Source organism: Pseudomonas sp. O39 (assembly GCF_045447295.1).
GTDB classification, from domain to species: Bacteria; Pseudomonadota; Gammaproteobacteria; order Pseudomonadales; family Pseudomonadaceae; genus Aquipseudomonas; species Aquipseudomonas antarctica_A.
Genome location: NZ_JBJGXV010000004.1, coordinates 169,398 through 193,821, shown reverse-complemented (window position 1 = coordinate 193,821; position 24,424 = coordinate 169,398). Strand labels below are relative to the sequence as shown.

Sequence of the window (24,424 nt, the reverse complement as noted above, 5' to 3'; positions counted from 1 at the left end):
AGCGAATGGTCGGCATAGACGCCCAGCTGCGGGATGATCGCCAATTGGCCGCCGACTAGTGCGCGGCAAAGCTTTTGTCCACTGAGCCCCGTTTGGCGGGAGATGGCGTGGCATGGCGCACGATGTCGGAGGGGGATGCTGCGAAAAGGAGCGTTTTTGTTACATCGATCTTTTAATCGATGGGATCAACTGTGGGAGCTGGCTTGCCTGCGATAGCCTCGCCTCGGTTCTAATGATACACCGAGGCGTTTGCACCGCAGGCAAGCCAGCTCCCACAGGAAGCACAGCCGTGAGTGTCAGGCCTTGAGGGTTTTCACACCTTCAGGAGTACCCAGCAGCAGCACATCAGCCGGGCGCGCCGCGAACAAACCGTTGGTGACCACGCCGACGATCGCATTGATCTGGGATTCCAGCTCCACCGGGTTGGTGATCTGCATGTTGTACACGTCGATGATGATGTTGCCGTTGTCGGTCAACACGCCTTCGCGGTACACCGGGTCGCCGCCCAGTTTCACCAGCTCACGGGCGACGTGGCTGCGGGCCATCGGGATGACTTCCACCGGCAGCGGGAACGCGCCGAGTACCGGCACCAGCTTGCTGGCGTCGGCGATGCAGATAAAGGTCTTGGCCACGGCCGCGACGATCTTCTCGCGGGTCAGGGCTGCGCCGCCGCCTTTGATCAGGTTCAGGTGTTCGTCGCTTTCATCGGCGCCGTCCACGTAGAACTCCAGGTCGCTCACGGTGTTGAGCTCGTACACTGGAATGCCATGGCCCTTGAGGCGCGCGGCGGTGGCTTCGGAGCTGGCCACGGCGCCGTCGAACGCGCCCTTGTGCTGGGCCAGCGCATCGATAAAGCAGTTGGCGGTGGAGCCGGTGCCGACACCGACGATGCTTTTGTCGTCGAGTTTAGGAAGGATTAAATCGACGGCGGCCTGGGCCACTGCCTGTTTGAGTTGATCCTGGGTCATGCGGGCTCCGGAACGGGCGGGGAGTTATCGAGGGCGGCGAGTATAACCCAACAAAACCTCGGGATTCGTGTGGTCGCCCGGCCAAAAGCCGGGTTAGACTCCTTGGCCCTGCCCAACCCGCTCAGTGATGCCTGCCGATGCTTGAACAGTACGTCAAAAAGATCCTCACCTCGCGCGTTTACGACGTTGCCGTAGAAACCCCATTGCAGACCGCTCGCCAGCTCTCCGAGCGGCTGGGCAACAAGGTCTGGCTCAAGCGTGAAGACTTGCAGCCGGTGTTCTCGTTCAAGATTCGCGGCGCCTACAACAAGCTGACCCAACTGAGCGCCGAAGAACGCGCGCGCGGCGTGGTCACCGCTTCTGCGGGCAACCACGCCCAGGGCCTGGCCCTGGCGGCCAAGGTGTTGGGGGTCAAAGCCACCATCGTGATGCCCAAGACCACGCCGGAGATCAAGGTCGAAGGCGTGCGTTCGCGTGGCGGCAAAGTGGTGCTGCACGGTGATTCCTTCCCGGAAGCCCTGGCCTACTCGCTGAAACTGGTCGACGAAAAAGGCTACGTTTACATTCACCCTTACGATGATCCACACACCATTGCCGGGCAGGGCACCGTGGCGATGGAAATCCTGCGCCAGCACCCGGGGCCTCTGGACGCGATTTTTGTGCCGGTGGGCGGCGGCGGGCTGATCGCCGGTATCGCGGCGTACGTGAAATACCTGCGCCCGGAGATCAAGATCATCGGCGTCGAGCCGGACGACTCCAACTGCCTGCAAGCCGCCATGGCCGCGGGCGAGCGCGTGATCTTGCCGACCGTCGGCATTTTTGCCGATGGCGTGGCGGTGGCGCAGATCGGCCAGCACACGTTCGACATCTGCAAAGACTATGTGGATGAAGTGATTACCGTCAGCACCGATGAAATCTGTGCGGCGATCAAGGATATCTACGACGACACCCGCTCCATCACTGAGCCGGCGGGTGCATTGGGTGTGGCGGGGATCAAGAAGTACGTGGAGACCCGTGGCGTGACCGGGCAAACCCTGGTGGCCATCGACTCCGGCGCCAACGTCAACTTCGACCGCCTGCGTCACGTAGCCGAGCGCGCCGAGCTGGGTGAAGGCCGCGAAGCCATCATCGCCGTGACCATCCCCGAGAAGCCAGGCAGCTTCAAGGCGTTCTGCGAAGCGGTGGGCAAGCGCCAGATCACCGAATTCAACTACCGCTACCACTCCGGGCGTGAGGCGCACATCTTCGTCGGCGTGCAGACGCACCCCGAAAACGACCCGCGCAGCGCGTTGATCGCCAGCCTGACCAGCCAGGGCTTCCCGGTGCTGGACCTGACCGAGAACGAACTGGCCAAGTTGCACATCCGCCATATGGTCGGCGGCCACGCGGCTAAAGTCAGCGATGAACTGGTGTTTCGTTTCGAATTCCCGGAGCGCCCGGGCGCGCTGTTCAACTTTCTTAACAAATTGGGTGGGCGCTGGAACATCTCGATGTTCCACTATCGCAACCACGGCGCGGCCGACGGCCGTGTGGTCGCAGGCCTGCAAGTACCGGCAGACGAGCGTCACCTGGTGCCGGCCGCGTTGGCACAAATCGGCTACCCGTATTGGGATGAAAGCGAAAACCCGGCTTACCAGCTGTTCCTCGGTTGAGCGACTACGCTGACTGAGCGGCCTATAAGGAATCGAGACCATGGAAACGCTGACCACCCTCAAGGTTATCCACATCACCGCCACCGTGTTGCTGCTGCTCAGCGGCCTCGGCCTGGCGGTACTGGCCTGGCGTAAACGCAGCGCCGGCCCGGCTGTTACCGTGCAACGCCCTTGGGTGTTCGTGTGGTTGTTGATGGGGATAAGCCTTGTCAGCATGCCGTTTACCGGCTGGTGGCTGGTGCACTTGATCGGCTGGCCGCTGGGGCAAACCTGGATTCTGGGTTCCAGCATCCTCTACACCGTGGCAGCGCTGGCCTGGTTCTGGCTGGTGGCACGGCTTAATCGCCTGCGCAAAGGCGAAGGCGGCAACCTGAATTTCACCCTGGTGCTGGCGGTAGTCAGCCTGGTGGGGTTTGTGGCAATTGCCGGTTTGATGGGCGCCAAGCCGGTTTAAAGGATCTTCATGAACGTTCTTTTGGTCGGCGCCACAGGGTTTGTAGGCGGCCACCTGTTGCGTGCCTTGCAGCAAGCGGGGCACCGCGTGATCGCGACGTGTCGCGAGCCTCGCAGTCAGAATGGGCCGGGGGTAGAGTGGCGGTCGCTGGATTTGAGCCGGTTGGCGATCGACCCCGAGTGCTTTGTTTTTCCTGAATCTGTTGATTTATTGATCAATGCGGCGGGCCTGCTGAGCGTGGATGCAGCGCAGTTGAGCCGTGTCCAGGATCAGGGCGCCCGCGTGCTGTTTGATCTGGCGGCCCGGCGCGGTGTGCGGGTGTTGCAGATTTCTGCCCTGGGGGCCTCGGCGCACTCCGATGTGCCGTTCCTGGCCAGCAAAGGCTCGGCGGATGATTATCTGCTAAGCCTGGGCAAAACGAGTGTCGTGCTGCGGCCTTCATTGGTGGTGGGCGCAGGCAGCGCCAGCAGTGCGTGGTTGGCCGGGCTTTCGCCTTGGCCGTTGATTCCGTTGCTGGACCTCAACGCCCACCTGCAACCCGTGCACATCGATGACGTGGTCGGTGCGGTGCTGGCGCTGCTGCGGCAGTGGCCGGCCGAATCAATGGTGCTCCCGTTGGTGGGCCCTGAGCCGATGCGGCTGTCCGAAGTCGTTGACCACTTGCGTGCCGCCCAGGGCTGGGGCGCGGGCCGATACGTGCAAGTGCCGTTGCTGGGTTTGGGCGGTTGGCTGGGAGACCGCCTGGGTTGGCGGGCGTTGAATCGACAAAGTATCGCGCTGGCGCAACAGGACAATGTGGCCGACCCCGAGGTGCTGGCCTCGGTGTGCGGCTATACAGCCGCGCCGCTGGCCTCGCGGCTGCGGGATTGGCCGACGGCAACAGTGAGTAGTCAACGCACTGTCCGCCCGCTGATGCTGGCGGTGATGGTGCTGATCTGGCTGGGCACCGCAATGGTCTGCCTTGGCCCGGGTTATGACTGGGGCCTGCGCATCCTGGCCGAGGCGGGCGTGCAAGGCGCTTGGGCGACGTTGGCCGTGATCGCCGGGGCCGTGTGTGATGGCCTGTTGGGCTTGGGGTTACTGGTCACGCGTTGGCGCAGGCAGACACTGATCCTGCAATTGTTGTTGATGGCCGGGTATACCGTGGTTATCAGCATAATCCTGCCCCATTACTGGTTTGATCCCTACGCGGCCGTCGCCAAAAACCTGGTACTCATGGTGGCTACTCTTTGGCTTCTTTGGACTGAACCCCGGCGATGAGCGCTTACCTGCTGCTGAAAACCTTGCATATCCTGTCGTCGACCATTCTGTTCGGGTTGGGCGCAGGCTCGGCTTACTACGCTTTGCGCGCCTGGCGCAGCGGCAAGGTTGAAGTGATCGCCGTGACCTTCAAGCACCTGGTGTTCGCCGACTGGGCGTTTACCGCGACCACGGCGGTGCTCCAGCCCTTGAGCGGGGTCGGCTTGATGCATTTGGCGGGCTGGTCGATGCAGCAGAGCTGGCTGCAATGGACCGTCGGCCTGTATTGCCTGGCGGGGATTTGCTGGCTGCCGGTGGTGTGGTTGCAGATTCGTGTGCACAAGATGGCGGAGCAGGCGTTGCGCGACGGCACGGCGATGCCGCTCAAGGCGACAACCTATATGCGTTGGTGGTTTGGCCTGGGCTGGCCGGCGTTTCTGGCATTTGTGGCGATTTTCTATTTGATGGTGGCTAAGCCGATGTAAGGCTTGGGACCGAGTCGACTTCATTCGCGAGCAAGCACGCGCCCACATTCGAGCCGGTTCCTTCAGAGGGAGCACGGTCACAATGTGGGAGCGGGCTTGCTCGCGAAGGCGTTATCAGCCGCGCAGGCTAATCACCGGCCAGCCACGCTTCTGGGCCTCAGCCCGAAGATTCGGGTCCGGGTCCACCGCCACCGGATGGGTCACCTGCTCCAGCAACGGCAAGTCATTCATCGAATCGCTGTAGAAGTAGCTGTCTTGCAGGCTATGCCCGGTTTCTTCCAGCCAACGATTCAAGCGCGTCACCTTGCCCTCGCGAAAGCACGGCACATCGGTGCTGCGCCCGGTGTAGCGGCCATTTTCCATCTCGCACTCGGTGGCGATCAGGGTTTCAACCCCCAGGCGCGCGGCAATCGGTGCGGTGACGAAGCGGTTGGTCGCGGTGATGATCACCAGCTTGTCGCCGGCGGCACGGTGCTTGGCCAGCAGCTCCACGGCCTGCGGCAGCATGATCGGCTCGATGCAGTCACGCATATAGTCGTTGTGCCATTCGTCCAGCTGGGCCATCTCGGTGCGGCCGAGGATTTCCAGGCAGAAGTTAAGGTAAGCGGCGTTATCCAGCTTGCCGGCCAGGTAATCCTGGTAAAACTCATCGTTGCGCGCCTTGTAGGCCACCGCGTCGAGAATTCCGCGTTCGCAGAGGTAATCGCCCCAGGCGTGATCGCTGTCACCGCCCAGAAGCGTGTTGTCCAAGTCGAATAAAGCCAGGCGCATTGCAGTTACTCGCTGAAAAGTCTGTAAAAAGGCGTCCAGAATACGGTCTTTTCACAAGAGTGCACATAAGGTAAGAAGCCTCGTTGCCGCTGGATCAACCTTTGTGGAACAATGCGGCGACATGCGTTTGCGAGGTTGTTGCCGTGATCGACCCCGATGGTTTCCGTCCTAATGTCGGGATTATTCTTACGAATGATGCCGGACAGGTGCTATGGGCTCGCCGAATCAACCAAGATGCCTGGCAGTTTCCTCAAGGCGGAATCAACCCCGACGAAACCCCTGAAGACGCCTTGTACCGTGAGTTGAATGAAGAAGTCGGCCTTGAGCGCGAAGATGTGCAAATTCTGGCCTGTACTCGCGGCTGGTTGCGCTATCGTTTGCCGCAACGCCTGGTGCGTACGCACAGCCAACCGCTGTGCATCGGCCAGAAGCAGAAATGGTTTCTCCTGCGCCTGATCTCCAACGAGCAGCGGGTGCGGATGGATTTGACCGGTAAACCGGAGTTCGATGGCTGGCGCTGGGTCAGCTATTGGTACCCGTTGGGCCAGGTGGTGACATTCAAGCGCGAGGTTTATCGTCGCGCTCTCAAAGAGCTTGCCCCGCGCCTTTTAGCGCGCGACTGACGACGGAGTTCGACCCCGAGCCATGCTCAATACGCTGCGCAAGATCGTCCAGGAAGTTAACTCCGCCAAGGATCTCAAGGCGGCGTTGGGGATTATTGTGTTGCGCGTCAAGGAAGCCATGGGCAGCCAGGTCTGCTCGGTTTACCTGCTGGACCCCGAGACCAACCGTTTTGTGCTGATGGCCACGGAGGGCTTGAACAAGCGCTCCATCGGCAAAGTCAGCATGGCGCCCAATGAAGGTCTGGTGGGCCTGGTGGGGACGCGTGAAGAACCCCTCAACCTCGAAAACGCGGCCGATCACCCGCGTTACCGCTACTTTGCCGAAACCGGTGAAGAGCGTTACGCCTCGTTCCTCGGCGCACCGATCATTCACCACCGCCGCGTTGTCGGCGTGTTGGTCATTCAGCAAAAAGAACGCCGCCAGTTCGACGAAGGTGAAGAAGCCTTCCTCGTGACCATGAGTGCGCAGTTGGCCGGGGTTATCGCCCATGCCGAAGCCACCGGCTCGATTCGCGGCCTGGGTCGCCAGGGCAAGGGCATCCAGGAAGCCAAGTTCGTCGGCGTACCGGGTTCTCCGGGCGCTGCCGTCGGCACCGCGGTGGTCATGCTGCCACCGGCCGACCTCGATGTGGTGCCGGACAAGACCGTCAACGACATTGACGCTGAAATCAAACTGTTCAAGACCGCCCTGGAAGGCGTGCGCGCGGATATGCGCAACCTGTCGACCAAGCTGGCCACGCAACTGCGCCCCGAAGAGCGCGCGCTGTTCGACGTGTACCAGATGATGCTCGACGACGCGTCGCTGGGTAATGAAGTCAAAACCGTGATCAAGACCGGCCAGTGGGCCCAGGGCGCGTTGCGCCAGGTGGTCACCGATCACGTCAACCGTTTCGAACTGATGGACGACGCCTACCTGCGCGAGCGTGCCTCGGATGTGCGTGACCTGGGTCGCCGTCTGCTGGCCTACCTGCAGGAAGACCGCACCACCAACCTGGTCTACCCCGATAACACCATTTTGATCAGTGAAGAACTGACCGCCACGATGCTCGGCGAAGTGCCGGAAGGCAAACTGGTGGGCCTGGTCTCGGTATTGGGTTCGGGTAACTCCCACGTCGCGATCCTGGCTCGGGCCATGGGCATCCCGACGGTGATGGGCCTGGTGGACCTGCCGTATTCCAAGGTCGACGGCATCGACATGATCGTCGATGGGCATCGCGGTGAAGTCTTTACCAACCCCAGCGAGCTGTTGCGCAAGCAATACGCCGAAGTGGTGGAAGAAGAGAAACAGCTGGCGCTGGGCCTCGATTCGCTGCGCGAGCTGCCGTGCGTGACCCTCGATGGCCACCGCGTGCCGCTGTTGGTCAATACTGGCCTGCTTGCTGATGTGGCCCGCGCACAACAACGTGGCGCCGAAGGGGTCGGGCTGTACCGCACCGAAGTGCCGTTCATGATCAACCAGCGTTTCCCGAGTGAAAAGGAGCAGCTCGCGATCTATCGCGAGCAACTGTCCGCCTTCCACCCGTTACCGGTGACGATGCGCAGCCTGGACATCGGCGGCGATAAGTCACTGTCCTATTTCCCGATCAAGGAAGACAACCCCTTCCTTGGCTGGCGCGGCATTCGTGTAACCCTTGATCACCCTGAAATTTTCCTCGTCCAGACCCGCGCCATGCTCAAGGCCAGCGAAGGCCTGAACAACCTGCGCATTCTGTTGCCGATGATCTCCGGCACCCATGAGCTGGAAGAAGCACTGCACCTGATCCACCGTGCCTGGGGCGAAGTACGCGACGAAGGCGCCGACGTACCGATGCCGCCGATTGGCGTGATGATCGAAATCCCGGCGGCGGTGTACCAGGCTAAAGAACTGGCGCGGCAAGTGGACTTCCTCTCGGTCGGTTCCAACGACCTGACCCAATACCTGCTGGCCGTGGACCGCAACAACCCACGGGTGGCCGACCTCTACGACTACCTGCACCCGGCGGTACTGCAAGCCTTGCAGCACGTGGTGCGCGACGCCCATGCCGAAGGCAAGCCGGTGAGCATTTGCGGTGAAATGGCCGGCGACCCGGCGGCAGCGGTGCTGCTGATGGCGATGGGCTTTGACAGCCTGTCGATGAACGCCACCAACTTGCCGAAGGTGAAGTGGTTGCTGCGCCAGGTAAACCTGAGCATGGCCAAGGAGTTGCTGGCTGAGTTGATGACCATCGACAACCCGCAAGTTATCCACAGCTCGCTTCAGCTGGCGCTGAAGAATTTGGGGCTGACGCGGATGATCAACCCGGCCTCGGCAAAAACGCTCTAAATCGAGGTGCGACCATCGCGGGCAAGCCCGGCTCCCACAGAAGAATGCATTGCAACTGTGGGAGCTGGCTTGCCTGCGATGGCGTCAGCGCCAAGCGCCATCAGATATTGAGTTCTACCTCGCCAAGCCGGCCACCATGTGGCCCGAAACTGCGCTCCACCATCCGCCGCGTGCCGTCGGCATTCACAATCAACGCCGTACTTGCCCGCGTCCCATAACTGGGGCTGGCGATAAACACGCTCGACAACAAACTCTCCGTCGCCAACCCCACGCCGGTATCCGGCAAGTCGGCAAACGGCGCGGTCTGCGGGTCGCTCAATATCCCCAGTAAGGCTTGCGGGTCGGGGTTCTCCAGTAACTCACTCAGCGCCGCCTTGGCCTTGATCAACTTCGGCCAGGGCGTATCCAGCCCGGCATTGGATAAGCCATAAACCCCCGCCTTCAACTGCGTCGGTTCGGTCTCATTGGCGTTGTAATGCCACAGCTCATCGCGTGTGCCCACCAATAGATTAAAACCGGCATATTCAATCGAACGGCCGTTAACGTCGGCCAAATACTGATCAATGGGCAGCGAACCGCTTAAAAAGCGTGCCACCAACTCTCCGCGCGACGTACGCGCCGGTGGTTGGTGCGGATCGCGGATATTGGTCAGGGCGGCAAAACGCCCGTCGGCGTTGACCCCAAGCCAAGTGCCACCCGCTTCCTGGTCGCGGCCGGCATAGATGTCAGGCGCATCGGGCCATTGGCCCAGCGGCAGACTGGGCCGGGCGTAGAATTCATCGCGGTTGGCCGCGACGATCAGCGGCAGGGCGTGGCCCGGCCGCCAGGCGAAAACGATCAGGCACATAAGGCGTTTCCTTTGTGTTTTGCCCACTCTACCCACACAAGGGCGGGCGTTCCATCGTATCGAAGTTGGGTCGCACGCCTTCCATCCGTTAACATGCCAGGCTGTTCAGTGTGTGCGAACTTCTTAATTTGAAATTGCGGCTATAACGCAGGCTTAATCGCACACCGGCATGGTCCGGTGCGCCATGACTAATGATTTAACGAGGAGTCGCAATGCTGCCTTACCCGCAGATCGACCCGGTGGCCTTGGCCATCGGTCCGCTGAAAATCCACTGGTACGGGTTGATGTACCTGATCGGCATCGGCGGTGCCTGGCTGCTGGCTTCCCGGCGCCTGAACCGTTTCGACCCCACCTGGACCAAGGAGAAACTCTCCGACATGGTGTTCTGGATGTCGATGGGGGTGATTGTCGGCGGACGCCTCGGGTATGTGCTGTTCTACGATCTGCCGGCCTACATCGCCAACCCGACGCTGATTTTCGAAGTGTGGAAGGGCGGCATGGCATTCCACGGCGGCTTTGTCGGCGTAATGATCGCTGCCTGGTGGTTCGGTCGTCGCAACGGTAAGTCATTCTTCCAGCTGATGGACTTCGTCGCGCCGTTCGTGCCGATTGGCCTGGGCGCCGGGCGTATCGGTAACTTCATCAACGCCGAGTTGTGGGGCAAGCCGAGCGACGTGCCGTGGGCCATGGTGTTCCCGCCGTTCAGCGACCCGGCGCAATTGCCGCGCCACCCGTCGCAGCTCTACCAGTTCGCCCTGGAAGGTGTGGCACTGTTCCTCATTCTGTACATCTTCTCGCGCAAGCCACGTCCAACCATGGCCGTGTCGGGGATGTTCGCGTTGTTCTACGGGATCTTCCGTTTCATCGTCGAGTTCGTGCGCGTGCCGGATGCACAACTGGGCTACCTGGCGTGGGGCTGGCTGACCATGGGCCAGATCCTCAGCTTGCCGATGATCCTGGCGGGCCTGGGCCTGCTGTGGTGGGCGTACAACCGTCCGCAGCCTATCAAGAACGCCACGCTTTAAATTCGAATGCCGAGGCTCTTCCGTGAAGGATGAGCCTCCTCGGCTTCAACGATACGGGTAATAACATGAAGCAATATCTCGAACTACTGAACGACGTCGTGACCAATGGATTGACCAAGGGCGATCGCACCGGCACCGGCACCAAAGCCGTATTTGCCCGTCAGTATCGGCATAACTTGGCCGACGGCTTCCCGCTGCTGACCACCAAGAAGCTTCATTTCAAAAGTATCGCCAACGAGTTGATCTGGATGTTGAGCGGCAACACCAACATCAAGTGGCTCAACGAAAATGGCGTGAAAATCTGGGACGAGTGGGCCACCGAAGACGGCGACCTGGGCCCGGTGTACGGCGAGCAGTGGACCGCCTGGCCGACCAAGGACGGCGGCAAGATCAACCAGATCGACTACATGGTTCACACCCTCAAAACCAACCCCAACAGCCGCCGCATCCTGTTTCATGGCTGGAACGTCGAGTACCTGCCCGACGAAACCAAGAGCCCGCAGGAAAACGCGCGCAACGGCAAGCAAGCCTTGCCGCCGTGCCACCTGCTGTACCAGGCGTTCGTGCATGACGGTCATCTGTCGATGCAGTTGTATATCCGCAGCTCCGACGTCTTCCTCGGCCTGCCGTACAACACGGCCGCGTTGGCCTTGCTGACCCACATGCTGGCCCAGCAATGCGACTTGATCCCTCACGAGATCATCGTCACCACCGGCGACACCCACGCTTACAGCAACCATATGGAACAGATCCGCACCCAGCTGGCACGTACGCCGAAAAAGCTGCCGGAACTGGTGATCAAGCGCAAACCTGCGTCGATCTATGACTACAAGTTTGAAGACTTTGAAATTGTTGGCTACGACGCCGACCCGAGCATCAAGGCCGACGTGGCTATCTGATTACTGTCTCGGTCAACAAAATGTGGGAGCTGGCTTGCCTGCGATGACATCGCTGCGGTGTAACTGACACACCGGGGTGCATGCATCGCAGGCAAGCCAGCTCCCACATTTGGATTGTGTTTCACCCCTCAGGTATCAGTGCCCGTGGCTCCTGCCCACGTGCGAAGGCTCAGCCTCGCTGGCCGCCACACTCCCGCTGACTTCCAGCCGCTGCAAAATCCCGCACTGATCCAGATCCGGCCCACCGCCGCATCGTTGGCGCAGGTCCAGCAATTGCACCTGCAATGCGAGCAGCCCATCGATCCGTGCCTTTACGTGGTGGATATGCTCGTCAATCAACGCATTCACGCTTTCGCACTGGTCCCGTGGGCTGTCGCGTAGCCCCAGCAGGCTGCGGATTTCCTCGAGCGTCATGTCCAGGCTGCGGCAATTGCGGATAAAGATCAGCCGTTCGGTGTGCGCCTGGGTGTAGACGCGGTAATTGGCGTCGGTGCGCGCCGGCGGCGGCAACAGGCCTTCTTTCTCGTAATACCGGATGGTTTCCACCTGACAGTCGGTCAGTTTGGCCAATTCGCCGATCTTCATCGCAGCAATCTCCAAATGGGTGCTTGACCCTATAGTGGCTACAGGGTCTTTACTTGGCAACAGGCACCTTTACGGACGCGACGAAATGAGCGACTCCATCCACACCCCCAAAAAGCATGATCACTCGCATGGTCATGATCATAAGCACGATCATGACCACGATCACGGCGCCAAACTGACGCCCGTCAAAAAGCACGACCACGCCAGCCATGGCGACTCCTGCTGTGCAAGCAAGGCCGCGCCTGCCGTGGTCACGCTGAGCGAAGCGCCGACCGCCGGCTCGCGCCTGAGCACCTTTCGCATCGAAGCCATGGACTGCCCTACCGAGCAGACGCTGATCCAGAACAAACTGGGCAAGCTCGCCGGTGTGCAGCAGCTGGAATTCAACCTGATCAACCGCATTCTCGGCGTCACCCATGACTTGCCGAGCACGGCGCCGATCGTCGACGCCATCAAGTCCCTCGGTATGCAAGCCGATCCTATTGAAGAAGGCACCCTGGCCGCTGCGCCGCCGGCCAAGAAACACTGGTGGCCGCTTGCAGTCTCCGGTGTCGGCGCGTTGGGTGCCGAGGTGCTGCATTTCACCGGTGTCGCACCGACCTGGGTGATTGCTTTGGTGGCGTTGGTGTCGATCCTCAGCGGCGGCCTCACCACCTACAAAAAGGGCTGGATCGCGCTTAAAAACCTTAACTTGAACATCAACGCGCTGATGAGCATCGCGGTGACGGGCGCGATCCTGATCGGTCAGTGGCCTGAAGCAGCGATGGTGATGTTCCTGTTTACGGTGGCCGAGTTGATCGAAGCCAAGTCCCTGGACCGTGCGCGCAATGCCATCAGCGGCTTGATGCAGATGACCCCGGAACAGGCCACGGTGCAACAGGCTGATGGCTCATGGTTGGAACAAGAGGTCAAAAGCATCGATCTTGGCGCCATCGTACGAGTAAAGCCCGGCGAGCGCATTGGCCTGGACGGCGAAGTCACAGCCGGCCAATCCACCATCGACCAGGCACCGATCACCGGTGAAAGCCTGCCGATTGAAAAGACTGTGGGCGATAAAGTCTTCGCCGGCACCATCAACCAAGCCGGTTCCCTGGAGTACAAGGTCACCGCGGCGGCGAACAATTCCACCCTGGCGCGCATCATTCACGCCGTCGAACAAGCCCAAGGCGCGCGGGCACCGACCCAGCGTTTTGTCGACAGCTTCGCCAAGGTCTACACCCCGGCAGTGTTCCTGTTTGCCTTGGGCGTGGCGGTGATTCCACCGCTGTTCATGGCTGGCGTGTGGTTCGACTGGATCTACCGCGCGCTGGTCCTGCTGGTGGTTGCCTGCCCTTGCGCCTTGGTGATCTCCACCCCGGTGACCATCGTCAGCGGCCTGGCGGCGGCGGCGCGCAAAGGCATCCTGATCAAGGGTGGCGTGTACCTGGAAGGCGGTTACAAGCTCGATTACCTGGCCCTCGACAAGACCGGCACCATTACCCACGGTAAACCGGTGCAAACCGACTATTTGCCGCTGTTCCCCAATGTCGCAGACAGCGCGCCGGCGCTGGCGGCCAGCTTGGCCGGGCGTTCCGACCACCCGGTGTCGCTGGCGATTGCCAACGCAGCTGTGGATAAAAACCTGCCGAGCCACGTTGTGGATAACTTTGAGGCCCTGGCCGGTCGCGGTGTGCGCGGCGACATCAACGGCGAAACCTACCACCTGGGCAACCACCGCCTGGTGGAAGACTTGGGCCTGTGCTCGCCTGAGCTGGAAGAAAAGCTCTTCGCCTTGGAAAAACAAGGCAAGTCGGTGGTGCTGTTGCTCGACAAATCCGGCCCGCTGGCGCTGTTCGCCGTGGCCGACACCGTCAAAGACAGCAGCCGCGAAGCCATCCAGCAGTTGCACGAACTGGGCATCAAGACCTTGATGCTCACCGGCGACAACACCCATACCGCCCAGGCGATTGCGGCTCAGGTCGGCATCGACCAGGCCCAGGGCGACCTGTTGCCCACCGACAAACTGCAAGCCATCGAAACCCTCTACGGCCAGGGCCGCCGGGTGGGCATGGTCGGTGACGGGATCAACGACGCCCCGGCCCTGGCGCGCGCCGAGATCGGTTTTGCCATGGCCGCAGCCGGCACCGACACCGCGATTGAAACCGCTGACGTGGCGCTGATGGACGATGATTTGCGCAAGATCCCGGCTTTCATTCGGCTCTCCAGGCAAACGTCGAGTATCCTCAAGCAGAACATCGCCCTGGCGTTGGTGATCAAGGCGATCTTCCTCGCGGTCACTTTCCTCGGCATGGCCACCATGTGGATGGCGGTATTCGCCGACATGGGCGTGAGCCTGCTGGTGGTGTTCAATGGCCTGCGCCTGTTGCGCAAATAGACGATGAGAGGGTGGCGTGCTGAGTGCCGAGTTGAAGGCGTTTTTTATGGTCGCCCGCCTGGGCAGCATTACCCAGGCGGCGAAAAAACTCGGCCTGAGCCAGCCCACCGTCACCACCCAGATTCGTAACCTGGAAAGCCAATACGGCGTTGAGCTGTTCTACCGAGGCGGCCGCCGCCTCACCGTCAGCGATGAAGGTGCGCGGCTGCTGCCAATGGTCAAGACGCTGTTGCAGCAGGAAGCCGATATCGAGTTTTTCCTGCGCAACAGCGGCCAGGTCCAGGGTGCCTTGAGGATTGCCGCGACGGCGCCGTATTACATTCTCGACCTGGTCAAAGCCTTTCGTGAGCGCCTGCCCCACGTGGAGGTGTCGGTGGAAATCGGCAACTCCCAGCAGGTGCTCGAAGCGTTGGATGATTACCGCGTCGATGTCGCCGCATCCTCGCAACTGCTGGAAGACCCTCGTCTGATCCGTCGCGTACTCGGCACCGATCCTTTGGTGCTGGCGGTGCATCGCAATCACCCTCTGGCCACCCTCGATCATGTACCGCTCAGTGCGTTGGCCGGGCACACGCTGTTGATGCGTGAGGCGGGTTCCACCACGCGCAGGTTGACCGAAGAAATGTTACAAGGCGCGGGTGTGAGTTACGGACCACTGCTGGAAATCGGCAGCCGTGAGTCGATTCGCGAGGCCGTGCTGCGCAACATCGGTATCAGTATCATCGCCCGCCAGGAAGTGCCCCATGACCCACAGTTGCGCGTGCTGACCATCGAGAACGCGCCGCAGATTCCTGAGTATTTGTACTGCCTCAAGGAAAGAAAAGGGGCTCGCCTGCCTGCTGCGTTTCTCGGGTTGGCGCAGGAAATGTCGCCGCTCTGAAATAGGTTTGGTGGCCTTCGAATCGCCATCGCAGGCAAGCCAGCTCCCACCTTCGACCGAGTTCCAACATGAGAATGCGGTCAAAATGTGGGAGCGGGCTTGCCCGCGATGGCGTCCTCCCAGACAACTCATTCCTCAAGTCCTACACAAATCCACCAATACCACTATCACTCCCTTTTGCCTTCCTGCCACATCAAGGACGCATTGTCTCCCTAGCATGGCCTTCATCAGTTTGATGAGGTGCCTCCATGAACACAGCCCTGACCAACCCCGGTGCGCCGATGAAGGTGCGCGGTATCCAGAAACGCTTCGGCGCCTTTACTGCGCTGGATAATGTGTCGCTGGACGTCGCGGCCGGTGAGCTGGTGTGCCTGCTGGGCCCGTCCGGTTGCGGCAAAACCACTTTGCTGCGTTGCATCGCCGGTCTGGAACGCCAGGACAGCGGCGAGCTTTACCTTGGCCAACGGGATGTTTCCTTGCTGCCACCTCAGGCGCGGGATTACGGGATATTGTTCCAGTCCTACGCGTTGTTTCCCAACCTGACCGTCGAAGCGAATATCGGCTACGGCCTCACCGGCAGCGGCCGCGATGAAGTGCGCAAGCGTGTCGGCCAGATGCTCGAGCTGGTTGGCCTGCTGGGCAGCGAAAAGAAATACCCCGGCCAACTCTCTGGCGGCCAACAACAACGCGTCGCCCTGGCCCGTGCCCTGGCGCCAGCACCCTCCTTGCTGCTGTTGGACGAACCGATGTCGGCGCTCGACGCCCGTGTCCGCGAGCACTTGTGCACCGAGTTGCGCCAACTGCAACGGCGCCTGGGGATCACCACCCTGATGGTCACCCATAACCAGGACGAAGCCATGTTGATGGCCGACCGCATCGCCGTGATGAACAACGGCAAGGTCGAGCAATACGCCACGCCCCAGGAAATCTACGACCGACCGGCCACACCGTTCGTGGCGGAGTTCGTCGGCCAGGGCAACTGGCTGCCGTTCAGTCGCAACAGCGACAGCCATGCCCAGGTCGGCGGTATGAACATGCGCCTGGACGATAACGCCAGCAAGGCCAAGTCCGGCCGCTTGTTCTGTCGCCCGGAAGCCATCAGCGTGAACCCGCCGGTGCATGAAGAAAACCTGTTCCCGGCGAAGGTCCGCGAGATCACCTTTCTTGGTAATCGCTGCCGCATGAGCTTTGAACTGGAACAATTACCTGGCCATCCGCTGCTGGCCGAACTGGCCCCCGAAGCCATGCCGCGCCTCGGCGTCCAGGACATCTGGGTGGCCTTGCCGCCACGCAGCCTGCAGGTGTTTGCCTGAGATGGCCGCTGATATGACGCTGCCGATACCCGACAACCTGGCTCGTCAGGTTTCCCGCGCCGAACTGGGCGACCGCATTTTTGTGCTCGGCGGCAAAGTGCTCTGGTTGTGCCTGTTGGGCGTGGCGGTACTGATGCCATTACTGGCGATCTTCTGGCGTGGCTTCAGCAGTGAAGCCGGGCAGGGCGGTGGGTGGGTCGCGGCGCGCGAGCTGGTCACCAGTGACAACTTCCACTGGCTGCTGGGCAATAGCTTGAAGGTTTCCCTCAGCGTGGCGGCCATCGTCGTACCGTTGGCCTACCTGTTTGCTTACGCATTGCAGCGCACGCTGATCCCCGGCAAGGCCATCTGGCGTGGCATATCACTGCTGCCGCTGATGGCGCCGTCCATGCTGCCGGGGATTGCGCTGGTGTATCTGTTCGGCAACCAGGGCATATTGCGCGGGCTGCTTTCGGAGAATATCTACGGTTTCTGGGGCATTGTTCTCGGCGAAGTGATCTACACCTTCCCACACGCTTTGATGATTCTGCTGTCGGCACTCTCGCTGGCAGATGCGCGTTTGTTCGACGCGGCGTCGAGTATGGGCGCAAGTCCTGCCCGGGCGTTTCGCAGCATCACCTGGCCGGCCACGCGCCAGGCCGTATTCGCTGCGTTTTGCCTGGTATTCACCCTGACCATCACCGACTTCGGCGTGCCCGTGGTGGTCGGCGGCGATTATCAGGTGCTGGCGCTGGAGGCCTACAAAGCGGTGGTCGGCCAGCAGCAGTTCGGTCGTGGTGCGTTGATCGGCATGGTATTGCTGCTGCCGGCGCTGTTCAGCTTTGGGGTCGACGCCTGGTTGCGCCGTCGGCATGGCGACTCCATGAGTGGCCGTGCTCAGGTGTTCCAACCAACGCCATCGCCGCAGCGCGATGGGTGCTACCTGGCCATTGTGCTGCTGATCTGCGCCGTGTTGATGCTGGTGTTCGGCATGGCGGTGTATTCCTCACTGGTGAAGTTCTGGCCGTACAACCTGTCGCTGTCGCTCAACCACTACCAATTCGAAGACACGGCCGGTGGCGGTTGGCTGGCCTATCGCAACAGCCTGACCATGGCCCTGTGCACGGCGCTGATCGGTAGCGTGTTGATCTTCACCGGCGCCTACCTGATGGAAAAGACCAAGGGCCAGAAAGGCCTGAACCTGGCGCTGCGCATGCTCAGCTTTGTGCCGATGGCCGTGCCGGGCCTGGTGCTCGGCCTGGGCTACGTGTTCTTTTTCAACCTCAACGGCAACCCGCTGCATGTGTTCTACGGAACCATGACCCTGCTGGTGGTGTGCACCATTGCGCACTATTTGACCACTGCGCAGATGACCGCGACCACGGCGCTGCGTCAGCTGGACGCCGAGTTCGAAGCCGCCGCGCTGTCGCTCAAGGCGCCGCTGTACCGCCACTATTTGCGCGTCACCGTACCGATCTGCCTGCCGGCGTTGCTGGACATCGTGCGCTACCTGTTTGTGTCGGCGATGACCACCGTGTCCGCCGCGATCTTCCTCTACAGCCCCGACACCCTTCTTGCCGCCGTCGCCGTGTTGAACATGGACGATGCCGGCAACGTAGGCGGCGCCGCGGCCATGTCCACCCTGATCCTGTTCACCTCAGGCAGCGTCTCGCTGCTGCTGGCGTGGGCTTCACGTGGCGCGTTGCGCCGTTCCCAAGCCTGGCGCCAGACCGCGCCCGGCCAATAATCCCTGAAGGAGGTGTTCCATGTTCAAGCCCCTGGCTCTGGCCGCTGCTCTACTCAGCGCATTCAGCCTGAATGCCTTTGCCGCCAAAACCGAGTTGACGGTGTACACGGCCCTCGAAGCCGAGCAGTTGAAGACCTATAAACAGGCTTTCGAAAAGGCCAACCCGGACGTCGAGATCAAATGGGTACGCGACTCCACCGGCATCATCACCGCCAAGCTGCTGGCCGAGAAAGATCGCCCGCAAGCCGACGTGGTGTGGGGCCTGGCCGCGTCGAGCCTGGCGATCCTCGACCAGCAAGGCATGCTGGCTAACTACGCGCCCAAGGACTTGGACAAGATCGGTAAGCACTACCGCGACGCCGCTAACCCACCGGCCTGGGTCGGCATGGACGTGTGGGCTGCGACCATCTGCTTCAACACTGTCGAAGCCGAGAAGCAAGGCCTGACCAAGCCGGTGAGCTGGCAAGACCTGACCAAGCCTGAGTACAAGGGCAAGATCGTGATGCCGAACCCGGCGTCGTCCGGCACCGGCTTCCTGGATGTGAGTGCCTGGCTGCAGACCTTTGGTGAGAAACAGGGCTGGCAGTACATGGACGACCTGCACCAGAACATCGGCCAGTACGTTCACTCCGGGTCCAAGCCGTGCAAGCTGGCGGCTTCCGGTGAATTCCCGATTGGCATTTCCTTCGAATACCCGGCCGTCCAACTGAAACGCCAGGGCGCGCCGCTGGACATCATCCTGCCCAAGGAAGGCCTGGGCTGGGACATTGAAGCGACGGCCGTGATCAAGGGCACCGCTCACGCCGAGGCGGCTAAAAAGCTCGCTGACTTCTCCGCCAGCACGGCGGCGATGGACCTGTACAAAGACAACTTCGCTGTCCTCGCCCAGCCTGGTATCGCCAAGCCGCAGACCGAATTGCCCGCTGACTACGAGCAACGCCTGATCAAGAACGACTTCGCCTGGGCCTCTAAAAACCGCGACAGCATCCTGACCGAATGGCGCAAGCGCTATGACGGCAAGTCGGAGAAGGTGGCGGGTCAGTAAGGTTTTCGTTAGGGCTGATGGCCCTGTCGCAGGCAAGCCAACTCCCACAGTTGGAATGCATTCCAATGTGGGAGCTGGCTTGCCTGCGATAGCGGTCCCAAATTCAGGACTTCACTCTATGACACAACACAGCGATCTGCTGATCATCGGCGCCGGCATCCTCGGCCTGTCCCACGCTTATGCGGCCGCCAGGCGCGGGCTCAAGGTCAAGGTGTTCGAGCGCAGCGCTACGCCGTTGGGCGCTTCGGTGCGTAACTTCGGCCAGGCGCTGGTCACCGGCCAACCACCGGGGCCGATGCTCGACCTGGCCCGTGAAAGTCGCGATATCTGGGCGCAATGGGCACAAGTGGCGGGTGTGCAGCTCAAGCGCAACGGCTCGTACCTGTTTGCCCGCACCGAAGCCGAAGAGCATCTGTTGGAAGCATTCCGCGCCAGTCGCGCCCAGGAACACGGCTACAACGTCGAGCTGCTGCAAGGCGCGGCGATGAAGGATCTATATGGCGGTCAGTTCCGTCATCACCGCGCAGCGCTGCATGGTAAAGACGATCAGCAGCTGTATTCCCGCGAGGCGATTCCGGCACTGATCAACTACCTGAGCCAGCATTTGAGCGTGGAGTTTCATTTCTCCACCCTGGTGCGCGACGTTGAGCCCGGCCACGTGCACACCACGGCCGGCAGCTTTCTTGGCGAGCAGGTCATTGTGTGTTCCGGCCATGACTACCAAACCTTGCTGGCGGAACCGATCGCCGAACTCAACCCGAGTATCTGCCGCCTGCAAATGCTGCGTGCCCGGCCTGCGGCCAACCTCAACCTGCAACACGCGTTGCTCACAGGCTTGAGTTGCGTGCATTACGGCGCCTTCGCCGACCTGCCCGAAGCCGCGCCGGTGCACGCGCAAATCCTGCGTGAAGCACCACACTTGCATGAACACGGCATTCATCTGCTGATCAGCCCGACGCCCCATGGCGAGCTGATTATCGGCGACTCCCATGACTACGGCAGCGATGCGTCGCCGTTCAGCGCCGAGCAGGTCGATGACTGGCTGATCGAGTTGGCCGAGCAGACGCTGGGCTGCAAGGTGCAAGTAGTGGAGCGCTGGCAAGGTGTTTACGGCTCACGCGGGCCCGCCCCGTTTTCATTCCTGCGTGCGGCACCCGGCGTGAGCGCGGCACTGATGCACACCGGCGTGGGCATGAGCGTGGGGCCGGCGATGGCCGAGCGAAATATCACAACCCTGTGGGGGGCGGCATGATGACCCCGGAACAGGCGATTACCGAAGTCTTTGGCGTGTACGAGCAGCACGGCACGGCGGATTACATCGGCGAACCGGTGTCGCAGCTCGAACATATGTCCCAAACCGCGCAACAGGCGATGGCCGAAGGGTTTGATGATGAAGTGGTGCTGGCGGCGTTCTTCCACGATATCGGGCACCTGTGCGGACAGGGTGGCGAAAACATGAGCGGTTATGGGGTGGTCAGTCATGAGCGGCTGGGCGCGGATTACTTGCGCCGCGCAGGCTTCAGTGAGCGCCTGGTCAAACTGGTGGAATACCACGTGCAAGCCAAGCGCTATCTGACCTTCAGCCAGCCGGGCTATTACGCCCGCTTGAGCGAAGCCAGTCGCCGCACGTTGGGGTACCAGGGCGGCATGATGAGCGCCGAAGAGGCCCAGGCCTTCGAACAGGACCCGCTGTGTGCTGTTAGTTTGCGCATGCGCCATTGGGATGAACAGGCCAAGCAAATATCCATACCGGTGCTTGATCTTGAAGTGCTCAAGGCCAAAGCTCGGCAACTGCTCGCGGCTTAGGTTTCATCCAGACGCTGGGCCAGGGCTTCGACGTGTTCCTGGCGCTCTGCCTGGCTCAGCTTGGGGTGAAGGTTCAGGGATGACCATTGCGGATGAGCGCGGGCCTTGTGCAGCGCGTCCGGTAACTTGCCTTCGCGCCAGGTTTTATCCTGGGGCGTATCGACCTTGATGCTGTGCATGGCCGCATGGCCGCGCAGGTTCAGGGCCTTGAGCAACTGGCGTTGGCGCAAGGCCAAAAGGCGCAGCACGCTGTCGTCGACGGTCAGTTCGCGTTGGCCCTTAATCTTGCCCAGCAGGCGGCTGCCATAGCCGCGTGCGGTTTGCAGGGCACCACCGGCAATCGCACCGGCCAGGGCGGCGGCGCCAAGCGTCAAGCCTCCGACCAGCAGGTCCACACCCGCCCCGGCAGCCGCACCTGCGGCGATTCCGCCACCGACGCGCACGCCGAGTTGCTTGAGGGTTTCCGGGTTGAACAGGTCATCGCCCCAGCGGCCGTCCAGCAACGGCAAGTCGCTGGCGGCGGCATCTTGTGGGCGGAAACCAAACAGTTTGAGCAGCGCTTCCACGCATTTTTGTTCGCGTTGGCGTACGGCTTTGCGCAGGTCACTGATGGCTTGCTGTTCATCGGCAGTGACCACGCTGCGTCGGCACGCGGCGCAGTCAATCAACAGCTCGGCGATCAGCCGTGCGGCGCTTTGCTGGCGGGCCTGGCGTTGGGCTTGCTGGTCCTGGATCAGCCGTTCCAACTGCCCCCGCGACTTCTCCAGGAGCAGGGCCAGGCTTTCATAAAGACGACGCTCGCCATCTTCCGGTGGCGCCACACTGTCGAAACGCACCAGCGCATGCAGGCCAAGGCGGGCCAGGGCTGCGCGCCAGTCCGGCTCGCGGTGGTCGCTGCTGCTGACGAAGTTGAGCACCGGCAGCAACGGCTTGCCGCAACTGGCCAGCACTTGCAGCTCGTCGCGGTACTTGGCCAGCACCGGCTCGCGGGCGTCGATCACATACAGGCCGGCGTCCGAGGCCAGCAGTTGGCGCAGCACTTTGGCTTCCTGTTCGAAACGCTGGCGCGCTTCGCTGCCTTCCAGGAAACGCGCCAGGCGGGCCGGGCCGTCAAGGCGTTCGCCGGGGCGATCCAGGCGTTCCAGATAGTCGAGCAGGGCGATGGCGTCTTCCAGGCCGGGCGTGTCGTATAGCTCCAGCAAGGCCTCGCCATCCACCGATAACCGTGCGCCTTCGACATGCCGCGTGGTGCTGGGCCGATGGGAGACTTCGCCAAAGCCGACATCGCGGGTCAACGTACGCAGCAGTGAGGTCTTGCCGACATTGGTGTGGCCGACCACTGCGAGTTTCAGCGGTTTAGTCATGACCGGTCTCCAGCCAGTTCAGCGGCGCGCAGTCGGCGAAGGGCAGCTCCAGTTGTTGCAGCGCTGCGTGCCAATCGCCCAGGCGCTCGGCGTCCAGTGCCTGGCCGGGCGGAGCTTGCAGCAGCCACACACGGGTGGCGGCGGCGCTGCGTGCCAGCTCGGCGATCAGCGCCAGGCTGCCACGGTCGGGCGAGCGCCGTGGGTCGCAAGCGATAGCCAGGCGCGCGGGCGGGAAGCGGGTGAGTTGTTCCAGCAGTTTGTTGCGCGATTCGCGGGTGTCGAGGATGCCGGCGTTTTTCACGCTGGCCGGCAGTTTGGGCGGCCAGGGGTGCTGATCGTCGAGTTCGATGGCGACCAGCAGCGCGCCGTCGCTCTCCAGTTCACTGACGCCTCCTGTGACGTGGTGCAGCTGTTCGGGCGCGGCGTCGTTGACGCCCAGTCGTTCACTGCTGGGCATCAGGCGTTCGCGCAGTTGGCTGTAGCCGGGCAGGTTGAGGTCCAGGCGCAAGGCGGCGCGCCCGCGTTTCCAGCGCCACAGGCAGAGTAACGCGAGGATCAATCTGGGCAGCAGGCCGTAAACCAGCAACACCCCGACCAGCCAGGCGGCCCAGGCTTGGCGAGCGCTTTCGATGTTCAGGGCGGAATCGCCGCTGGCGCGGATCATCTCGACCGTCGGCACATTGAAGCCCAACAGCGCGGGAAGGCTGCCAAGGGCTTGGGTCACGGCGACAAAAGTGTCGGCGCCGAGGATGGTGGTTTCCCACACAAAACCATAGCGTCGGGTGGCGAGCAGTGTCAGCAAAATCACCATGGCGCTGAGCAATGCCAGCAACCACAGGCTGTTGACCAGCATGCCGACCGCCCAGCGATTGAGTTTCTGGCGCTGTAACAACAGCAGCAACGCCGGCGCCAGTTGCGCGGCCTTGGCATCACGCGCGAGTTTTTCGCTGAGCCACAACCACAGGCGGCCGAGGCTGGCGCTGTGTTCGCCGGCAAACAGCAGGCCCAGGGCCCAACTGATTAACAGGATCAGATTCAAGCCGAGCAGGCTGCCCAGGGCCCAGAACACATTCACCGGCGTCACACCATTGCCCAATGCAGCAAACGCCAGACCGGCGCCACTGATCACCGCGACCACCGCCAGCAGCACCAGCGCCAAACGGGCGCCTTGCAGCCAGCGGGTGAGGGCGGCGATCAAACCATCGCGCTCGGCCAAATGCAGGGCGCGCTGTTGGATGCGCGTCGGCAGGTCGCCGCCGGCCGCGCGGGCCAGGCGGTTGGCTTCCAGGTCCTCCAGCGGGCCGGCGTGTTCTTCACGCAAGCGCACGGTTTCCGTCAGCCAGAGTTTGTGCAAGGGGTTCAGTGCAGTCACGCGCCGTCCTGTTGTGTTCGTGAGCCTGGAGCATAACCGCTCCGGGGCTGTTTAGTGCACGCTGCGCGTGGCTGGGGGCTCTGGTATTCTCGTCGCCATGAAAAAAACTCTCCCTTTAAGCCTGATCGCAGCCCTCGGTGAAAACCGTGTGATCGGCGTCGACAACAGCATGCCCTGGCATTTGCCGGGGGATTTCAAATACTTCAAGGCCACCACGCTTGGCAAGCCGATCATCATGGGGCGCAAGACCTGGGATTCGCTGGGCCGACCGTTGCCGGGGCGCTTGAACATCGTGGTCAGCCGTCAGACCGACTTGGTGCTCGAAGGTGCGGAAGTTTTTCCGTCTCTCGACGCGGCGGTTGAGCGGGCCGAGGCCTGGGCGCTGGCGCAGGGCGTGGACGAGCTGATGCTGATCGGCGGTGCGCAGCTGTATGCGCAGGGGCTGGAACAGGCAGATCGCTTGTATCTGACCCGGGTTGCGCTGAGCCCGGAAGGGGATGCGTGGTTTCCCGAGTTTGATAAGCAGCAGTGGAAGCTGGTTTCAAACCTGGAGAATCCAGCTGAAGGTGATAAGCCGGCGTATAACTTCGAAGTGTGGGAGAGGGGCAGCTGCTAGCTTTAAGCCACAAGCGACAAGCTGAAGTTTAAGCGAAGTGCTCTTTCTTGCAGCTTGCAGCTTGCAGCTTGCAGCTTG

General features: G+C 61.7%; 22 protein-coding genes. 16 read left to right on the top strand and 6 right to left on the bottom strand.

Features of this window, described 5'->3' with window-relative positions; genetic code table 11:
- Nucleotides 1–296: 296 nt before the first annotated feature.
- Complete coding sequence (rpiA, locus tag ACI77D_RS07795) at nucleotides 297–968, bottom strand: ribose-5-phosphate isomerase RpiA (RefSeq protein WP_064454593.1); 672 nt, start codon at nucleotides 966–968, stop codon at nucleotides 297–299.
- Between the two features lie 137 nt (nucleotides 969–1,105).
- On the opposite strand from rpiA, the gene ilvA reads away from it, so the two are divergent.
- The 4 genes from ilvA to ACI77D_RS07775 are packed head-to-tail and all read left to right on the top strand — an operon-like array spanning nucleotide 1,106 to nucleotide 4,798.
- The gene (gene ilvA, locus ACI77D_RS07790; RefSeq protein WP_053258525.1) at nucleotides 1,106–2,620 is read left to right on the top strand and encodes a threonine ammonia-lyase, biosynthetic; all 1,515 of its coding nucleotides are present in this window, start codon (nucleotides 1,106–1,108) and stop codon (nucleotides 2,618–2,620) included.
- A gap of 40 nt (nucleotides 2,621–2,660) precedes the next feature.
- Nucleotides 2,661–3,074 carry a DUF2269 family protein gene (locus tag ACI77D_RS07785; protein ID WP_064454592.1) on the top strand — a complete coding sequence of 138 codons (414 nt, stop codon included), beginning with the start codon at nucleotides 2,661–2,663 and terminating at the stop codon, nucleotides 3,072–3,074.
- Nucleotides 3,075–3,083: 9 nt separating this feature from the next.
- The gene (locus ACI77D_RS07780; protein ID WP_407016350.1) at nucleotides 3,084–4,334 is read left to right on the top strand and encodes an SDR family oxidoreductase; all 1,251 of its coding nucleotides are present in this window, start codon (nucleotides 3,084–3,086) and stop codon (nucleotides 4,332–4,334) included.
- The gene (locus ACI77D_RS07775) at nucleotides 4,331–4,798 is read left to right on the top strand and encodes a DUF2269 domain-containing protein (RefSeq protein WP_064454590.1); all 468 of its coding nucleotides are present in this window, start codon (nucleotides 4,331–4,333) and stop codon (nucleotides 4,796–4,798) included. Before ACI77D_RS07780 ends, ACI77D_RS07775 begins: the two co-directional genes overlap by 4 nt.
- 114 nt (nucleotides 4,799–4,912) lie before the next feature.
- Here ACI77D_RS07775 and ACI77D_RS07770 read toward each other — a convergent pair whose 3' ends face one another.
- Nucleotides 4,913–5,569 (bottom strand): HAD family phosphatase, encoded by a 657-nt coding sequence (locus ACI77D_RS07770; protein ID WP_064454589.1) that lies wholly within the window; start codon nucleotides 5,567–5,569, stop codon nucleotides 4,913–4,915.
- 143 nt (nucleotides 5,570–5,712) lie between these two features.
- Here ACI77D_RS07770 and ACI77D_RS07765 point away from each other — a divergent pair, with 143 nt between their 5' ends.
- Both ACI77D_RS07765 and ptsP read left to right on the top strand, forming a co-directional pair.
- Entirely contained in the window at nucleotides 5,713–6,192 is a 480-nt protein-coding gene (locus ACI77D_RS07765; protein WP_003176750.1) for an RNA pyrophosphohydrolase, read from the top strand.
- Between the two features lie 22 nt (nucleotides 6,193–6,214).
- Entirely contained in the window at nucleotides 6,215–8,494 is a 2,280-nt protein-coding gene (gene ptsP / locus ACI77D_RS07760; protein WP_064454588.1) for a phosphoenolpyruvate--protein phosphotransferase, read from the top strand.
- A 100-nt stretch (nucleotides 8,495–8,594) separates the two neighbouring features.
- Here ptsP and ACI77D_RS07755 read toward each other — a convergent pair whose 3' ends face one another.
- Nucleotides 8,595–9,341, bottom strand: coding sequence for an NRDE family protein (locus ACI77D_RS07755; protein WP_407016349.1), 747 nt, complete (start codon nucleotides 9,339–9,341; stop codon nucleotides 8,595–8,597).
- Nucleotides 9,342–9,553: 212 nt separating this feature from the next.
- On the opposite strand from ACI77D_RS07755, the gene lgt reads away from it, so the two are divergent.
- Together lgt and ACI77D_RS07745 are read left to right on the top strand one after the other, a co-directional pair.
- On the top strand, nucleotides 9,554–10,366 hold the full coding sequence (gene lgt, locus ACI77D_RS07750; RefSeq protein WP_064454586.1) for a prolipoprotein diacylglyceryl transferase: 813 nt from the start codon (nucleotides 9,554–9,556) through the stop codon (nucleotides 10,364–10,366).
- A 65-nt stretch (nucleotides 10,367–10,431) separates the two neighbouring features.
- A complete protein-coding gene (locus ACI77D_RS07745; RefSeq protein ID WP_053258517.1) occupies nucleotides 10,432–11,265 on the top strand; it encodes a thymidylate synthase in 834 nt (277 codons plus the stop codon).
- 135 nt (nucleotides 11,266–11,400) lie between these two features.
- Here ACI77D_RS07745 and cadR read toward each other — a convergent pair whose 3' ends face one another.
- Nucleotides 11,401–11,850: a Cd(II)/Pb(II)-responsive transcriptional regulator gene (gene cadR, locus ACI77D_RS07740; protein WP_064454585.1), complete on the bottom strand. Its 450-nt coding sequence runs from the start codon at nucleotides 11,848–11,850 to the stop codon at nucleotides 11,401–11,403.
- An 85-nt stretch (nucleotides 11,851–11,935) separates the two neighbouring features.
- Between cadR and ACI77D_RS07735 the strand changes: the two genes are divergently transcribed.
- The 7 genes from ACI77D_RS07735 (at nucleotide 11,936) to ACI77D_RS07705 (ending at nucleotide 20,994) form a co-directional block, all read left to right on the top strand.
- A complete protein-coding gene (locus tag ACI77D_RS07735) occupies nucleotides 11,936–14,224 on the top strand; it encodes a heavy metal translocating P-type ATPase (protein WP_407016348.1) in 2,289 nt (762 codons plus the stop codon).
- A gap of 16 nt (nucleotides 14,225–14,240) precedes the next feature.
- Nucleotides 14,241–15,104 (top strand): LysR family transcriptional regulator, encoded by an 864-nt coding sequence (locus ACI77D_RS07730; RefSeq protein WP_064454583.1) that lies wholly within the window; start codon nucleotides 14,241–14,243, stop codon nucleotides 15,102–15,104.
- Between the two features lie 248 nt (nucleotides 15,105–15,352).
- Nucleotides 15,353–16,417: a putative 2-aminoethylphosphonate ABC transporter ATP-binding protein gene (locus tag ACI77D_RS07725; protein ID WP_064454582.1), complete on the top strand. Its 1,065-nt coding sequence runs from the start codon at nucleotides 15,353–15,355 to the stop codon at nucleotides 16,415–16,417.
- Between the two features lies 1 nt (nucleotide 16,418).
- Nucleotides 16,419–18,143: a putative 2-aminoethylphosphonate ABC transporter permease subunit gene (locus tag ACI77D_RS07720; protein ID WP_407016347.1), complete on the top strand. Its 1,725-nt coding sequence runs from the start codon at nucleotides 16,419–16,421 to the stop codon at nucleotides 18,141–18,143.
- 19 nt (nucleotides 18,144–18,162) lie between these two features.
- Entirely contained in the window at nucleotides 18,163–19,188 is a 1,026-nt protein-coding gene (locus ACI77D_RS07715; protein WP_064454580.1) for a putative 2-aminoethylphosphonate ABC transporter substrate-binding protein, read from the top strand.
- 118 nt (nucleotides 19,189–19,306) lie between these two features.
- On the top strand, nucleotides 19,307–20,440 hold the full coding sequence (locus tag ACI77D_RS07710; RefSeq protein ID WP_407016346.1) for a TIGR03364 family FAD-dependent oxidoreductase: 1,134 nt from the start codon (nucleotides 19,307–19,309) through the stop codon (nucleotides 20,438–20,440).
- Nucleotides 20,440–20,994 (top strand): phosphonate degradation HD-domain oxygenase, encoded by a 555-nt coding sequence (locus ACI77D_RS07705; RefSeq protein WP_221296155.1) that lies wholly within the window; start codon nucleotides 20,440–20,442, stop codon nucleotides 20,992–20,994. Before ACI77D_RS07710 ends, ACI77D_RS07705 begins: the two co-directional genes overlap by 1 nt.
- Here the strand turns inward: ACI77D_RS07705 and ACI77D_RS07700 are convergent.
- Entirely contained in the window at nucleotides 20,991–22,358 is a 1,368-nt protein-coding gene (locus ACI77D_RS07700) for a DUF3482 domain-containing protein (protein ID WP_221295845.1), read from the bottom strand. The two genes, ACI77D_RS07705 and ACI77D_RS07700, sit on opposite strands and share 4 nt — an antisense overlap.
- Nucleotides 22,351–23,730 (bottom strand): DUF2868 domain-containing protein, encoded by a 1,380-nt coding sequence (locus ACI77D_RS07695; RefSeq protein ID WP_407016345.1) that lies wholly within the window; start codon nucleotides 23,728–23,730, stop codon nucleotides 22,351–22,353. Before ACI77D_RS07695 ends, ACI77D_RS07700 begins: the two co-directional genes overlap by 8 nt.
- A gap of 97 nt (nucleotides 23,731–23,827) precedes the next feature.
- Between ACI77D_RS07695 and ACI77D_RS07690 the strand changes: the two genes are divergently transcribed.
- Nucleotides 23,828–24,346 (top strand): dihydrofolate reductase, encoded by a 519-nt coding sequence (locus ACI77D_RS07690; RefSeq protein ID WP_221295844.1) that lies wholly within the window; start codon nucleotides 23,828–23,830, stop codon nucleotides 24,344–24,346.
- The last annotated feature ends 78 nt before the right edge of the window (nucleotides 24,347–24,424 follow it).